The sequence below is a fragment of the Pseudomonas sp. UMAB-40 genome, from assembly GCF_900095275.1.
Taxonomy (GTDB): domain Bacteria; phylum Pseudomonadota; class Gammaproteobacteria; order Pseudomonadales; family Pseudomonadaceae; genus Aquipseudomonas; species Aquipseudomonas mandelii_B.
Window position 1 is genome coordinate 185,911 of sequence record NZ_LT607562.1, and the last position, 13,291, is coordinate 199,201.

Annotated in this window: 12 protein-coding genes; 6 read left to right on the top strand and 6 right to left on the bottom strand. The window is 60.5% G+C overall.

Features of this window, described 5'->3' with window-relative positions; all coding sequences use genetic code 11:
* Position 1 precedes the first annotated feature (1 nt).
* Positions 2–1,033, top strand: a complete 1,032-nt coding sequence (locus tag K0F88_RS18310; protein ID WP_094471676.1) for an AraC family transcriptional regulator — start codon at positions 2–4, stop codon at positions 1,031–1,033.
* Positions 1,034–1,111: 78 nt separating this feature from the next.
* Here the strand turns inward: K0F88_RS18310 and K0F88_RS18315 are convergent, their stop codons facing one another.
* Together K0F88_RS18315 and K0F88_RS18320 are read right to left on the bottom strand one after the other, a co-directional pair.
* Positions 1,112–1,474, bottom strand: coding sequence for a DUF6124 family protein (locus K0F88_RS18315; RefSeq protein ID WP_219095998.1), 363 nt, complete (start codon positions 1,472–1,474; stop codon positions 1,112–1,114).
* 497 nt (positions 1,475–1,971) lie between these two features.
* On the bottom strand, positions 1,972–2,607 hold the full coding sequence (locus tag K0F88_RS18320) for a Pycsar system effector family protein (protein ID WP_219095999.1): 636 nt from the start codon (positions 2,605–2,607) through the stop codon (positions 1,972–1,974).
* A 210-nt stretch (positions 2,608–2,817) separates the two neighbouring features.
* Here K0F88_RS18320 and K0F88_RS18325 point away from each other — a divergent pair, with 210 nt between their 5' ends.
* Entirely contained in the window at positions 2,818–4,632 is a 1,815-nt protein-coding gene (locus tag K0F88_RS18325; RefSeq protein WP_094471677.1) for an ABC transporter ATP-binding protein, read from the top strand.
* On the opposite strand, the gene K0F88_RS18330 is transcribed toward K0F88_RS18325, so the two are convergent.
* Positions 4,604–5,557 carry an alpha/beta hydrolase gene (locus K0F88_RS18330; protein ID WP_094471678.1) on the bottom strand — a complete coding sequence of 318 codons (954 nt, stop codon included), beginning with the start codon at positions 5,555–5,557 and terminating at the stop codon, positions 4,604–4,606. The two genes, K0F88_RS18325 and K0F88_RS18330, sit on opposite strands and share 29 nt — an antisense overlap.
* 347 nt (positions 5,558–5,904) lie before the next feature.
* On the opposite strand from K0F88_RS18330, the gene rbsK reads away from it, so the two are divergent.
* The 3 genes from rbsK to K0F88_RS18345 are packed head-to-tail and all read left to right on the top strand — an operon-like array spanning position 5,905 to position 9,262.
* Entirely contained in the window at positions 5,905–6,831 is a 927-nt protein-coding gene (gene rbsK, locus K0F88_RS18335) for a ribokinase (protein ID WP_219096000.1), read from the top strand.
* A 44-nt stretch (positions 6,832–6,875) separates the two neighbouring features.
* Positions 6,876–8,207, top strand: coding sequence for an L-fucose:H+ symporter permease (fucP, locus tag K0F88_RS18340; protein WP_219096001.1), 1,332 nt, complete (start codon positions 6,876–6,878; stop codon positions 8,205–8,207).
* Positions 8,204–9,262 carry an aldose 1-epimerase family protein gene (locus K0F88_RS18345; protein ID WP_219096002.1) on the top strand — a complete coding sequence of 353 codons (1,059 nt, stop codon included), beginning with the start codon at positions 8,204–8,206 and terminating at the stop codon, positions 9,260–9,262. The genes fucP and K0F88_RS18345 overlap by 4 nt, the downstream gene beginning before the upstream one ends.
* On the opposite strand, the gene deoR is transcribed toward K0F88_RS18345, so the two are convergent.
* The gene (deoR, locus tag K0F88_RS18350; protein WP_219096003.1) at positions 9,255–10,019 is read right to left on the bottom strand and encodes a DNA-binding transcriptional repressor DeoR; all 765 of its coding nucleotides are present in this window, start codon (positions 10,017–10,019) and stop codon (positions 9,255–9,257) included. The two genes, K0F88_RS18345 and deoR, sit on opposite strands and share 8 nt — an antisense overlap.
* A 127-nt stretch (positions 10,020–10,146) precedes the next feature.
* On the opposite strand from deoR, the gene deoC reads away from it, so the two are divergent.
* Complete coding sequence (gene deoC, locus K0F88_RS18355) at positions 10,147–10,830, top strand: deoxyribose-phosphate aldolase (protein ID WP_094471683.1); 684 nt, start codon at positions 10,147–10,149, stop codon at positions 10,828–10,830.
* Here the strand turns inward: deoC and K0F88_RS18360 are convergent, their stop codons facing one another.
* Both K0F88_RS18360 and K0F88_RS18365 read right to left on the bottom strand, forming a co-directional pair.
* A complete protein-coding gene (locus K0F88_RS18360) occupies positions 10,831–11,829 on the bottom strand; it encodes an NAD(P)H-quinone oxidoreductase (protein ID WP_219096004.1) in 999 nt (332 codons plus the stop codon).
* A 138-nt stretch (positions 11,830–11,967) separates the two neighbouring features.
* Positions 11,968–13,185 carry a YbfB/YjiJ family MFS transporter gene (locus K0F88_RS18365; protein ID WP_094471685.1) on the bottom strand — a complete coding sequence of 406 codons (1,218 nt, stop codon included), beginning with the start codon at positions 13,183–13,185 and terminating at the stop codon, positions 11,968–11,970.
* Positions 13,186–13,291 lie beyond the last annotated feature (106 nt).

The window sequence follows — 13,291 nt, forward strand, 5'->3', positions numbered from 1 at the left end:
AATGCGGGAAAAGGACTCGGTGGCGGCCTACTTCGTGCAGGCGATGACCCATGGGCAGGGGGACAATCCGCAGCGTTCGCGAGCTGCGCTGGAAGAGGCGGGCATCGACCCGGTATTGATCGAGCAGCCGACCGCACGCGTGCCGGCCAGCGCGTTTGCTGCGCTATGGCTGATTCAGATCCGCGAATTGAACGACGAATTCTTCCGCCTCGACTCCCACGGCATGCCGCCCGGCAGCTTCGCGCTGATCTGCCGCGCCTTGATCCAGGAACCCGACCTGCACAAAGCCATGCGCCAGTGCCTGGCCAACTTCGCGCTGTTCCTGCGCGACTTTCGCGGCACCCTGACCGTGCGCGGCAAACGCGCGGTCATCAGCCTGGACACCCACGCGAAGAACGAAGACGCCAGCCGTTTCGGTGAAGAGACGTTCCTGGTGTTGATGATCAGCCTGCTGTGCTGGCTGGGCGGGCGGCGCATCCCCATCGACCGTGCCGATTTTCGCCACGAGCGCGTTTCCCTCAGCGACGACCGATTGCTCTGGGGCCCCAATCTGACCTTCGGCGCCGAACGCACCGAAATCGAATTCGCCAGCCACTACCTGCGCCTGCCGGTGGTCCAGGACCTGGCCTCACTGAAAGTGTTCCTGCGCACCGCACCGCAATGGCTGGTGATCCGCTTCCGCAACCAGCATGGCCTGGCGTCGCAAGTCCACCAGCGCCTGCGCAATAGCCATTACAGCCAATGGCCGACGTTGCAGGCGTTTGCCCTGGAACAACACCTGAGCCCCAGCACCTTCCGCCGCAAGCTGGAGCGGGAAGGGTGTTCGTATCAGGAGATCAAGGATGAAGTGCGGCGCGGGGTGGCGTTTGAGCAGTTGCGTGAGAGTCGGGCGAGTATCAGTGATATTGCCGAGCAGCTGGGGTTTCAGGAACCGAGTGCGTTCCATCGGGCGTTCAAGAAGTGGACGGGGGAGAGTCCGGGGCGGTATCGGGCGCGGTTTCAGGGGGGAGTGGTAGAGGCTTTCGAACGTTGAAATGTTGAGTCAGTAAGCGGACATCGTGTCTTCGCTTCCCCTTAGCGAGGAACAAACCCTCGCTAAGGGGAAGAGTGATTACTTAGGCGGAACGAAGTTGTCCAGCATTCGGTTCGCCGCCAGTTCCCCCAGCATGATGACCTGCTGAAGCGCCAAAATGGTGTGCCGATGGGGACCTTCTACCAATGCTGCCACGTCGCCGGCCATGACACTGGCCGAGGCCAAATTCTCACACGTCTGAACCAGCAAGGTTTCATGGTCGATGTCAGGCGCGATCATGAAAATAGTGCTGGGTTTGCGTGGAGTATTGTTCATGAGCGCTGCCGGATTGAGATAGAAATCGAGGGCGCGCTCGGCCGCCTCGTTGAGTTTTTTTGAGTCGACAGACTCGTACGGGGATGCCGGATCGGTGTCCGGCGGATTCGGTGTAACTTTGAACATAAGCTAAGTCCTTTAGTGAAGCCGCAACCCTCTTGCTACTAAACATAAGGGTGGCGGCTGTTCGCAGGTTAGTAGACCGGGGACCTAGCAATCCGGCGCGCCCGAGAGCGCCCTGCGCACAGCCACCATCAAGTGCAGGTAAATGAATACCTGATTGATAGGTGCTTATGCACCTTGCTAGATACTGGGCTACTAAACCCGACCACTGATAGGCAGTGGCAGGGAAACAATAGAGGCCAGGGGCAAGGCTCACAAGCCGGCGGATTCTGTCTTAACCGTAGGTAACGGCGCAAGGATTTGTAGCCTTCGGGACGTAACACTGAGTGTCTTTAAACGCGCATCGTTAAACGCCTAGGTTGAACCTGGCAGGCCGCGGTGGCCGGGTCGCCGGTGATCGCCTTTAAGGGCCTTTAAGGGCCTTTTGGGCCGCTTCGCAGCCCAGCGGGAGCAAGCTCCCTCGCCACAAATTTCAGTACGCCCTGTACGTGGGAAAGCTTTCAAAAGGTCGAGGAAATGGCTGATGTTTCTTGATCGGCTGTTACAGGCGTGGTGTCTATACGCCGAAAAGTCTCCTTAACGTTTCGATGAAGTTGGGGCTGGGGCTGGGGTTGGGGAGATGGGGGAAGACTGAGAAAGCAAACTGAGACGACACACAGTAAGGTGCCTATTGCCGAGAAGCTGATAGCTAACCGAATAAACCAGAAGGTTTTTCTCAGCCATTCTGACTTTCCGTAAACGTTGGATAAAAGCATTAAAACGAGTACTTCGTCTGAAACTTTCCGGTACGCCGTTACATATTCATCAGCGGTCGGATATTCCCCAATGCCCGCAAAAAACAATAACTTGTTTTCTTCGGTCGATTCCATCTTTGGCCAGATCGCTTTTAAAGATGCAAGCAAGGCGCACAGAATTATCACACCTGAGTCAATGAACAGAATATCTGCCCAGTCGTAGGTCCAGTGTTCGAAAATCTTGATACTGAGGGCAACCTGAATATATGCGGCGCACAGAAACGCGTGAGCTGTCAGTAAGAGCGCTGATTTCATGACGGCGAGGGTTGCTTGGCCTTCCACATGATTGTGCAAGTCGCGCGCAATCTCGATTTGCTTCTGCGAAAGCCGTCGAGTGCCCATATCCGTTCCTCAATGCCCCCTGCCAATACTGGTTACCCCCCTTTGGTAATCAACTTCGTTTGCCGTCTTAACGTGCTATTGAGGAGTAGGCTAGTCGAGTCGGCAGGTTGCGCTAGTGTGCTCCTGAGTGAGTCGACCAATGGATGGCGCCGGGCTGAAGTACCATAGCGAATTGTTGTATTCAGCAACCTTTGTCGAGTTCACCAATCCATGCCTGCGGCACTTTCCCGTTTCACCTCATTGCTCGACCAGGCCCGACGCGCCTTGCTCCTGGTCTGGGGCACCTCTCGCGGGCTGTTTCTCGGCCTGGTCCTCGCCACCCTGATCGCCGGTGTCCTACCGGCCCTGGCCGCCTGGCTGGGCCAACGTATTGTCGATGCGGTCGTCGCGGCCATGCAATTGCACGCGCAGCAGGGCAGTGCGCCGTTGTGGCCGGTGGTGCGTTACGTGTTGCTCGAGGCGGGCGTGCTCGCGTTGCTGTCCGGGACGCAGCGGGCGCTGTCGGTTCAGCAGTCGCTGTTGCGGGTGCAGTTGGGGCAGAAGGTCAACACGATGATTCTGGAGAAGGCCCAGACGTTGTCGCTGGTGCAGTTCGAGAATTCCGAGTTTTACGACAAGTTGGTGCGTGTGCGGCGCGAAGCGTCGACGCGGCCCTTGGCGTTGGTAATGAAGTCGTTGGGGCTGGTCCAGAACCTGATCGTGTTGATCAGCTTCGGCGTGTTGCTGGTGCATTTTTCGCCGTGGGCGCTGGTGTTGCTGGTGGTCGGTGCGTTGCCGGTGTTTTTCGCCGAAGCGCATTTTTCCGGGGATGCGTTCCGGTTATTCACGCGACGGGCGCCGGAAAGTCGGCAGCAGAATTACATCGAGACGCTGCTCTCCCACGAGGGCTACATCAAAGAGGTCAAGCTGTTCGGCTTCGCGCCGCTGCTGTTGAAGCGTTATCGCGAGACGTTTGCCCGTCTCTATGCCGAAGACCGGCGACTGACCCTGCGCCGCGATGGCTGGGGATTTGTTCTGGGGTTGCTCGGCACTGGCGCGTTTTACCTGGCTTATGCCTGGGTGGTGGTCGATACCGTCCACGGCCAGATCAGCCTCGGGCAGATGACCATGTACCTGGTGCTGTTCAAGCAGGGGCAGACGGCGGTGAGCAGCAGTTTGAGTGCCATCAGCGGTCTCTATGAGGATGGTTTGTACCTGTCGAGCCTCTACGAATACCTCGCCGAGCCGGTGGTGGCCGATGCCGGGCATCTCACGGTGGGCGCGGTGCCCGGCGATGGTTTGCGATTCGAGAACGTTGGTTTTCGTTATCCGGGTGCGAGTCGCGCGGCCCTTGAAGGCATCGACTTGCACCTGGTGCCGGGGCGCAGCCTGGCGCTGGTGGGGGAGAACGGTTCGGGCAAGACCACGCTGATCAAGTTGCTGACCCGTCTGTATCGGCCCGATCACGGGCGCATCCTGCTGGACGGCAGCGATTTGCAGACGTGGGAAGAAGACGCGCTACGCCGGCGCATTGGCGTGATTTTTCAGGATTACATCCGCTATCAGTTCTCTGTCGGCGAGAACATCGGCGTCGGCGACACGCTGGCGTTCAACGATGAACAACGCTGGAAGGAAGCGGCCACCGAAGGCATGGCCGCGCCGTTTATCGAGGGGCTGGATCGAGGCTATGCCACGCAACTGGGCCGCTGGTTTGCCGGCGGCCAGGAGTTGTCCGGGGGGCAGTGGCAGAAGATCGCCTTGTCCCGCGCTTACATGCGCCGTAACGCCGACATCCTGATTCTGGACGAGCCGACTTCGGCACTCGACCCGGCGGCGGAAGCGGCGGTGTTCGAGCATTTCAGCCAACACACCGAAGGCCGCATGACGTTGCTGATCTCGCATCGGTTTTCCAGCGTGCGCAACGCCGACCACATCATCGTGCTGGATCAGGGGGCGATCCTTGAGCGTGGCGATCACGACAGTCTGGTGGCGGCGGGCGGGCGCTATGCGCAGCTGTTCAACCTGCAAGCCCAGGGTTACCGCTAGGCCCGGCGATCTGCGGTGGTTTTGCCTTCATCAGGCCTTCGAGCGCCTGGCGGTATTGGCTGCCACCCCGGCTCATGCTGTTGTTGTGCGTGCCGCCGGGGATCAACAGCAGACGCTTGGGTTCGCTGGCGGCATTGAACAGCTGCTGGCTGAACCGCGAGGGCATGAACGGGTCGGCCAGGCCATGCACCACCAGCAGCGGCATGTCGATGTCGACGATCTTGTCGATGGAATCAAATTTCTGCGACAGCAGCCAGCGCACCGGCAACCATTTCACCGGCAGGTTGCTGTCGGCCACTTGCGCCACGGCATCGCCCAGTGAGGTGAACGTGGACTCGATCACCAGACCGCGCGCCGGTATCGCGCTGTGGTCCTTTTTCGCCTGCGCCGCCAGGTCTGCCGCGAGGTCGATGGCCACCGCGCCGCCCAGGGAATGGCCGTAGATCAGGCGCTTGTTGGCGTCCGGTTGCATCGCCTTGAAGCGCTCCCAGGCAACCCGGGCGTCCTCGTAGACACTGGCTTCCGACGGCAGATCCCCCTTGCTCTGGCCGAAGCCGCGGTAATCGATGGCCAGCACCGAATACCCCATCGCCCGCAACTGCTCGATACGGAACGCCTGGCCGGTCAGGTTCCAGCGCACACCGTGCAAATACAGGATCGACGGCGCATCGCGACGCGCGGCCGGCCACCACCAGGCATGCAGGTTTTGCCCGGCCTTGAAGCTGGCGGGCTTGATATCGAATTCCTGGACGTCTGTTGGCAAACCGCGATACCAGCCGGCGGTGCCCGGCTCGATGCGGAACAGCAGTTCGCGTTCCTTGTATTTGAGGACGCCGCAACCCACGGGCAAGCCGACCACCAGCGCGACCATGCACAGCCAGGGCAGCCAACGTCGGCTTATGCGGCTCATCAGGTTTGAAAACATGCAGGAGGCCCAGAGGATGAAAAGGAAAGTTCGGGTTTTAACAGATGCGTGGGGGAGGTGGGGATAAATTCGACAGTCGTGTGAATGGCTGGCTTGGACGGTGACTGTTCTGGCCTCATCGCGGGCAAGCCCGCTCCCACAGGGTACGCATTCCATTGTGGGAGCGGGCTTGCCCGCGATGAGGCCATTACAGACCACACATCTCCAAAGCCATGCGCAAAGCCATTCGTCTTTGCTTCAAACCCCACTCAACAAAAAAGATTGAATAATCACACAAAATGTTATTTAAATAACAAAACAACAACGTCCAGCATCAGTCTGGCAAGCCGGATCAAGGTGGGATAGCAATGAGCAAGATCGCAGTCATCGGCAGCAACATGGTGGATCTGATCACCTACATCGACCGCATGCCGGCCCAGGGCGAGACGCTCGAAGCACCGGGTTTTGCCCTCGGGTGCGGCGGCAAGGGCGCCAATCAGGCGGTTGCCGCGGCGAAGCTCGGGGCGGATGTGCTGATGCTGACCAAGGTCGGCGATGACATGTTTGCCGATAACACCCTGGCCAATTTCCAACGCTTCGGCATTGACACCCGTTACGTGCAGCGCGTACCCGGCGTGTCCAGCGGTGTGGCGCCGATCTTCGTCCAGGCCGACTCGCACAACAGCATCCTCATCGTCAAAGGCGCCAACGCGCATCTGGTCCCGGCGGATATCGACGCGGCGGCCCAGGCATTGCGCGAGTGTTCACTGATCGTTCTGCAGCTCGAAATCAATGTCGATACCGTTTACCACGCCATCGAATTCGGCCGCGCGCACGACATTCCAGTCTTGCTCAACCCGGCGCCAGCCTTGTCCGGCCTGAGCCGTGAGCATTTGGCGCACCTGGATTTCCTGGTGCCCAACGAATCCGAGCTGGCGCTGATCACCGGCCAGGTCGTGGACTCCCCGGCGTCAGCGCATAAAGCCGCCCAGTCATTGATCGCCGACGGCATTCGCCACGTCATCGTCACCCTTGGCCAGCAAGGTGCGCTGTATGTGGGCGAGGAGGGCGAGTTCCAGATTCCCGGCCTGTCAGTCGCCGCGCGCGACACCACCGGCGCAGGCGACGCCTTCATCGGTTGCTTCATTCATCACTGGAGCCGCGACCGCGACATCCGCGCCGCCATGACCCAGGCCGTGGCGTATTCCGCCTGCTCGGTCACCGGCCTGGGCACTCAGACGTCCTACCCGGACGCCACGGCATTCGCTGAGTTCCAGCGCCAACTCGGCGCTTGAATTCGAGCTGATTCACCCCTCAACGCTCACCACGGAGAACAACAATGACAAAGCCTCCGCTCCAACAAACGGCCGATGGTTTCTACCTGAACCGCACGCCCTGGTTCGCCTTCATTTTGCTGTGCAGCATCTTCGCGCTGTGGGCGGCGGCCGCGAGCATGAACGACGTGCTTATCGCGCATTTCAAGAAGGCCTTTCTGCTCAGCGATTTCCAGACCGCGTTTGTGCAGTCGGCGTTTTACCTGGGCTATTTCTTCGTGGCGATTCCGGCCGCGCTGGTGGTCCGCCGTTTCAGTTACAAGACCACCATCCTCATCGGCCTGATGCTCTACATGTTCGGTTGCCTGCTGTTCTTCCCGGCGGCGTCGACCGCCAAGTACGGCATGTTCCTGTTGGCGCTGTTTGTGATCGCGGCGGGGCTGTCGTTTCTCGAAACTGCGTGCAACACCTATTCGACGCTGATGGGCCCGCGTGAAACCGGCACCCGTCGCCTGAACATTTCCCAGACCTTCCACCCGTTCGGCGCGATGGCCGGGGTGTACGTCGGCAGCTTCGTGATGTTCAAGGACACCGATGCTACCCGCGAGCAGCTCACGCAAATGAGCGCTTCGGACGCAGCGGTCCAGCAACTGCAAATGATCCAGTCCACCTTGCTGCCGTACAAATGGATGATCGCGGTACTGGTGTTGATGTTCATCCTGATCGCCATCACCCGGTTTCCAAAGTGCAAGGGCAATCAACCGAGCAGCACGAAAACCGCCAGCCTCGGCCAGAGCCTGTCGCGACTGTGGCGCAACAAGCGCTTCACCTTTGGTGTGTTGGCGCAGTTTCTGTACGTCGGTGCGCAAGTCGGTGTGTGGAGTTTCACCATTCGCCTGGCGATGCAATTGGGCGGCATGAACGAACGCAGTGCCTCGTGGTTTTTGCTGACCACCTTCGCTGCGTATTTTGTCGGCAAACTGATCGCCAACGTGCTGATGCGCAAACTGCACCCGGCCAAGGTGCTGGCGGTGTACGGCGTGCTGTGCATCGTGTTGCTGGCTTATACGATTCTGGTGCCGAACATCACCGCGGTGTACGCCGCCGTCGGCGTCAGCGTGTTCCTCGGTCCGTGCTGGCCGACCATCTACGGCCTGACCATTGACGGCCTGGGCGAAGACACCGGCGTCGGCGGTTCGCTGCTGGTGATGAGCATTGTCGGTGGCGGGGTCATCCCGATCTTCCAGGGCCTGCTGTCCGATTACAGCGGCGGCAACATGCAACTGGCCTATAGCGTGCCGCTGCTGTGCTTCATCGTGATCGTGATGTACGCGGTGCGTTGCCTGCGTCATTCCGACAGCGAGCGGGCGCCGGTGGGTGCGGTGGTGACCTCATGAACACACGGATCAACTTGCAGCCGTCGCAGTTCGGTGAGGCGCGAAAAACCTTGCTGGAATCCGCAGCGTTCACGGTCAGTGCCTGGGTCTATCCCAGTGGCGTGCTGGCGCTGGAATTGGCCAACAGCCGCGGTAGCCTGGTGGTGTTGCCGTATCAGGGACAGATGATCTGGTCCGCGGTGTTCGACGGTTGCAACCTGACCATGAGCAACCTGTTCAGCCAGCCCCGGCGGAGCCCGACGGTGATCGGCACCTATGGCTGCTTCATGTTTCACAGCGGCCTGCTGCGCAACGGTTGCCCGAGCCCCGAGGACGATCATCCGCTACACGGCGAGATGCCTTGCGCAGCGATGGATCGCGCCTGGCTGGAGGTCGGTGAAGACGGCACTGGCGGCTACCTGCGCCTGGGTGGCGAGTACGAATATGCGCAAGGTTTTGGTGACAGATACCTGGCCACGCCCAGCGTGACCTTGCGCGCTGATTCAGGGTTGTTCGACATCGCCATGCAGGTGACCAATCTGGCGGGCAAGCCGATGGACCTGATGTACATGGCGCACATGAATTACGCCTACGTCGAAGGCGCCCGTTTCATCGAGCCCTTGGGTGTCGAGCGGGTGCGCTTGCGCAGCAGCGTGCCGGCCCACGTCAAACCGACGCCGGCCTGGACTGAATACATGCAGCTGCTGGCGCAAGACCCGGAGCAGTTCACCTGCCTGGATCAGCCACATATCTACGATCCCGAGATCGTGTTTTTCTTCGACGGCGTGCGGGCGGACGACAGCGGTCATGCGCATTTTCTGTTGAGTCATCCAGACGGCGCGGCGTTCTACACCCGCTACCGTCCGGAGCAATTCGACCACGCCGCACGCTGGATCCTGCACAACGCCGATCAGCAAGTGGCGGCGTTCGTGCTGCCGTCCACCTGCGAACCGGAAGGCTATCGCGCCGAGTCTGCCAAGGGCCATGTGCGTTTGTTGGCGGCGGGGGCGACGGCGGATTTTTGCGTCACCACCGGTTACCTGAATGCAGCGGAACAACAGGCCTTGATCAGATGATCAACTGCGCGCCGCTGGCGGCAATCGCGTCGCGGTAGGCCTTGGGGATTTTCTTGTCGCTGACCACGAACTGGAAATCCCCAAGGTTGGCGAAATGCGCGGTGCGCACCGTGTCGAATTTGCTGTGGTCGGCCAGCAGCAGCCGCTGTTGCGCCTGGCGCAGGACCTTCTGCTTGACCTCCACTTCATTGAAATTGAAGCAGGTCACGCCGAAGTCCTGGCTGATGCCGGCGGCCGATACGAAGGCCCAGGTCAGGCGCACGCTGTCGAGAATGCCGGTTTCGCTGGTGTTCTCGAACACCTGGTTCTTGCGATGGAACGTGCCGCCGCAGACCACGATATGGCAGTTGGGTTTTTGCGAGAGTTTGGTCAGCACGTTCAGGGAGTTGCACACGGCGGTGAACTCGAGCTCGTCGGGAATGAAATCGATCACGAAAGGCGTGGTGGTGCCGCAGTCGAAGAACACCGTGTCACCCGGCTGGATAAACCCGGCGGCGAGTTTGCCGATGCGGCGTTTTTCTTCGACGTGGCGGGTGTCCTGTTCGGCCACGCGGTAATCGCCGGGCTCGTTGCCATCGTGGATTCTGGTGATGTAGCCACCGAGCAGCCGCAGGTGGTCGGTGTACTTGCTGAGGTCGCGGCGCAGGGTCATCTCGGACACGTCCAGCAATGCCGCCATCTCGCGCAGATGAATGGCGCTCTGGTCTTGCAGGGCTTGTTGAATCAGCTTGAGACGCTCGGCTTTTTTACTGTCCACAGGCATTCCAGGGTTGATTGTTTGTGTTATTTAAGTAACATTATTTGTGAGATTTGTAACGTTTTTGCGCTAATCACCCTCGATTGTGGCGCAGGGGCATTTGAATATACAAACAGGAGTTTTCGCGATGGCACACCTCGAACCCCAAGCGCTGGCGCAGTACATCGATCATACGTTGCTGGCGCCCGATGCTTCCCGCGAGCAAATCGCCACGTTGTGCCGCGAAGCCGCAGAGCACGGCTTCTATTCGGTGTGCGTGAATTCGGGCCAAGTCCCTCATGCGGCTCAGTGCCTTGAGGGGCAACGCGTGAATATCTGCGCGGTGGTCGGCTTCCCGCTGGGCGCCGGCCTGAGCGACACCAAGGCTTTCGAGGCCGAGCGGGCGATTGCCGCCGGTGCCGGGGAAGTGGACATGGTGTTGAACATCGGCTGGCTGAAGGACGGTTTGTTCGATCAGGTGCGCGACGACATCGCCCAGGTGTTGCAGGCGTGCGGCAAGGTGCCGCTGAAAGTCATCCTGGAAAACTGCCTGCTCACCGATGCAGAAAAGGTCAAGGCTTGCGAGATCTGTCGTGAACTGAAGGTCGCGTTCGTCAAGACTTCGACCGGTTTCAGCCGCAGCGGCGCCACCGTGGAAGACGTTGCGCTGATGCGTCGCACCGTCGGCCCCGACATCGGCGTCAAGGCCTCTGGTGGCGTGCGTGATTACCCGACCGCACTGGCGATGATCGAAGCCGGCGCCACGCGACTGGGCACCAGCTCGGGCATCGCGATCATCGGCGGCGCATTGGCGGCCGGCGAGGGTTACTGATCAGTCCACCTGCAACACAATCTTGCCGATGTGATCGCCGGCTTCCATCCGCGCATGGGCCTGCGCGGCCTCGGTGTACGGGTAAACCTTGTCGATCATCGGCAGGCAACGCCCGGCGGCGAGTACCGGCCACACGTATTCGCGCAGTTGTTCGGCGATCGAGGCTTTTTCTTCACGGGTGCGCGAGCGCATCAGCGAGCCGGTGATCGTCGCGCGCTTGCCCATGATCGCCATCAGGTCGACATCGTTGGCACGGGCACCGCCGAGGAAGCCGAGCATCACCAAGCGACCTTCCATGCCCAGTGCCGCGATGTTCTGATTCAGGTACGAGCCGCCCATGATGTCGAGGATCACGTTGACGCCTTTGCCGGCGGTTTTTTCCGCAATGACCTGGACGAAATCCTGGTCGCGGTAGTTGATCGCCTCGGCGCCGAGTTTGCGAATCGCCGCGCACTTCTCCTCACTGCCTGCCGTGGCGAAGGCCTTGACGCCGAACTCGCGGCAGAGCAACAACGCAGTGGTGCCGATGCCGCTGGTGCCGCCGTGAATCAACGCGCGCTGGCCTTTGCTGGCGCCACCCATGTCGAACAGATTGGCCCACACCGTGAAGAAGGTTTCCGGGACGGCCGCTGCATGCACCCAATCCATGCCTTCTGGAATCGGCAGCGTCTGGCTGGCCGGTGCGACGCAATACTGCGCATAACCGCCGCCATTGGTCAGCGCACAGACGTTGTCGCCGACAATGAATTCGCTGACGCCGGTGCCCACGGCCACCACTTCACCGGCCACTTCCAGCCCGGGAATCGGGCTCATGCCGGGTTTCATCGGGTACTTGCCAGCGCGTTGAATCACATCGGGACGGTTGACCCCGGCGGCGTGCACACGGATCAGCACTTCGCCTGCGCCGGCCGTGGGCACCGGTTCCTGGCGCGGCTTCAACACCTCGGGACCACCGGGCTCGGTGATTTCAATCAGGGTCATGGTGTGGGGCAAAGTCATGTCGTAGTCCTGTCGGGAACGTCGTCTGTAAATGGGATCGTTTGAATGTACAAATGATTCAGTCCAAACCACCAATCCCCTGTGGGAGCGAGCTTGCTCGCGATAGCGTCGTGTCAGCCACATTGATGTTGAATCTGCTTAAGTCTTCGCGAGCAAGCTCGCTCCCACAGGGGGTCTGTTCAGCAAACGCATGGCCTGTTCCAGCAACAGCGCAACCACAATCGCGCCCGCTGCAATCACAAACAACAACCCATGCTGACCGCCGCTGGCATTGAACAGTGCCGAATACGCAAACCCTGCAATCGCCTGGAAGGTGGCAAACGACACCGTCGCGCGGCTCCAGGCAATCTGCTGCTGGTGATGGTTCGGCAGCAGTTCGTGCACCCGCGCCAGCGCCAGTGGAACGATGCCCGGCGGGAACGAACCGAGGATCACGGCCAGCACGGCCAGCGCCGTGAACGAGCTGGAAATCGACAGCAGGCCGACGGCAATTGCCTGCACCACCAGCACCAGCCGGATGCTCAATTTCGCACCGAGTTGATCGGCCAGAAAACCGTAACTCACCGGCCCGATGATCGCGCCCAGTCCGTACATCACCCAGATCAGCGCGCCGATGTGCGGCCCGGCGCCGAGACCGCGGGCCACGTAATCCACCAGGAACACCATGGCCGGCACCAGCCCGGCGGCCATGAAGGCGTATTGGGCGAACAACAGGTAAACCCCTGGGTCGGTTGGCGTGGTGGTTTTCTCGGTCGACACTGCAACGGCTTGATGATGCGCCTCTTTCGGCCAGCCGAACCAACTCGTGGCCGTCAGAAGCAGTGACAGAAGACCCAGGCCAAACCAGGTTTGCTGCAAGCCAAGGCTCAGCAGCGGCGGCACAATCGTCCCAGAGCCGGCGATGCCCAGGCCGATGCCGAGGAAAATCGCACCGCTGGCCAGACCTCGGCGGGACGCCGGCACATGGGGCAATACCGTCGCGGCCACCAGCACCATGATCGCGCCACCGGCAACCCCCGACAGCAGGCGCCAGCCGAAGAACCAGCTCACCGACAACGGAAAACCACAGGCGAAAAACGACAAGGTCACGGCCAGCATCATCAGGCGCAACGCCGTTTTGTTCGACGTGCGGTTGGCCAGTGGCCGGCCGATCAGCGCACCGATCAGGTAACCGACGAGGTTGGCGGCGCCGAGGTACACCACGTCGCTGGCGGAAAACCAGTGCGCCTGGATCAATGAGGGAATCAGCGGCGTGTAGGCAAACCGCGCCAGGCCGATGCTGACCAGGCTGGCGCTGAGGCCGGCGAAAATCGGCAGCCAGATCGCGCTGCGCGGGGTGGTCGATGTGCTGTGCATGGGAAAGGTCCTGAGAAGGTTTTACGCTGGCCTCCAGACTATCCCGATCGGTTGATGTAATAACGCAGCGAGTTTGCGCTATGGTGATGCAAATCTGCGTCAACGA

Excerpts from the sequence above, each read along its gene's own strand:
- fucP (WP_219096001.1), top strand. The coding sequence starts at position 6,876 with ATGACAAAGCCTCCGCTCCAACAAACGGCCGATGGTTTCTACCTGAAC.
- K0F88_RS18325 (WP_094471677.1), top strand. The coding sequence starts at position 2,818 with ATGCCTGCGGCACTTTCCCGTTTCACCTCATTGCTCGACCAGGCCCGA.
- K0F88_RS18315 (WP_219095998.1), bottom strand. The coding sequence starts at position 1,474 with ATGTTCAAAGTTACACCGAATCCGCCGGACACCGATCCGGCATCCCCG.
- rbsK (WP_219096000.1), top strand. The coding sequence starts at position 5,905 with ATGAGCAAGATCGCAGTCATCGGCAGCAACATGGTGGATCTGATCACC.
- K0F88_RS18345 (WP_219096002.1), top strand. The coding sequence starts at position 8,204 with ATGAACACACGGATCAACTTGCAGCCGTCGCAGTTCGGTGAGGCGCGA.
- K0F88_RS18330 (WP_094471678.1), bottom strand. The coding sequence starts at position 5,557 with ATGTTTTCAAACCTGATGAGCCGCATAAGCCGACGTTGGCTGCCCTGG.
- K0F88_RS18360 (WP_219096004.1), bottom strand. The coding sequence starts at position 11,829 with ATGACTTTGCCCCACACCATGACCCTGATTGAAATCACCGAGCCCGGT.
- K0F88_RS18320 (WP_219095999.1), bottom strand. The coding sequence starts at position 2,607 with ATGGGCACTCGACGGCTTTCGCAGAAGCAAATCGAGATTGCGCGCGAC.
- deoC (WP_094471683.1), top strand. The coding sequence starts at position 10,147 with ATGGCACACCTCGAACCCCAAGCGCTGGCGCAGTACATCGATCATACG.
- K0F88_RS18310 (WP_094471676.1), top strand. The coding sequence starts at position 2 with ATGCGGGAAAAGGACTCGGTGGCGGCCTACTTCGTGCAGGCGATGACC.
- K0F88_RS18365 (WP_094471685.1), bottom strand. The coding sequence starts at position 13,185 with ATGCACAGCACATCGACCACCCCGCGCAGCGCGATCTGGCTGCCGATT.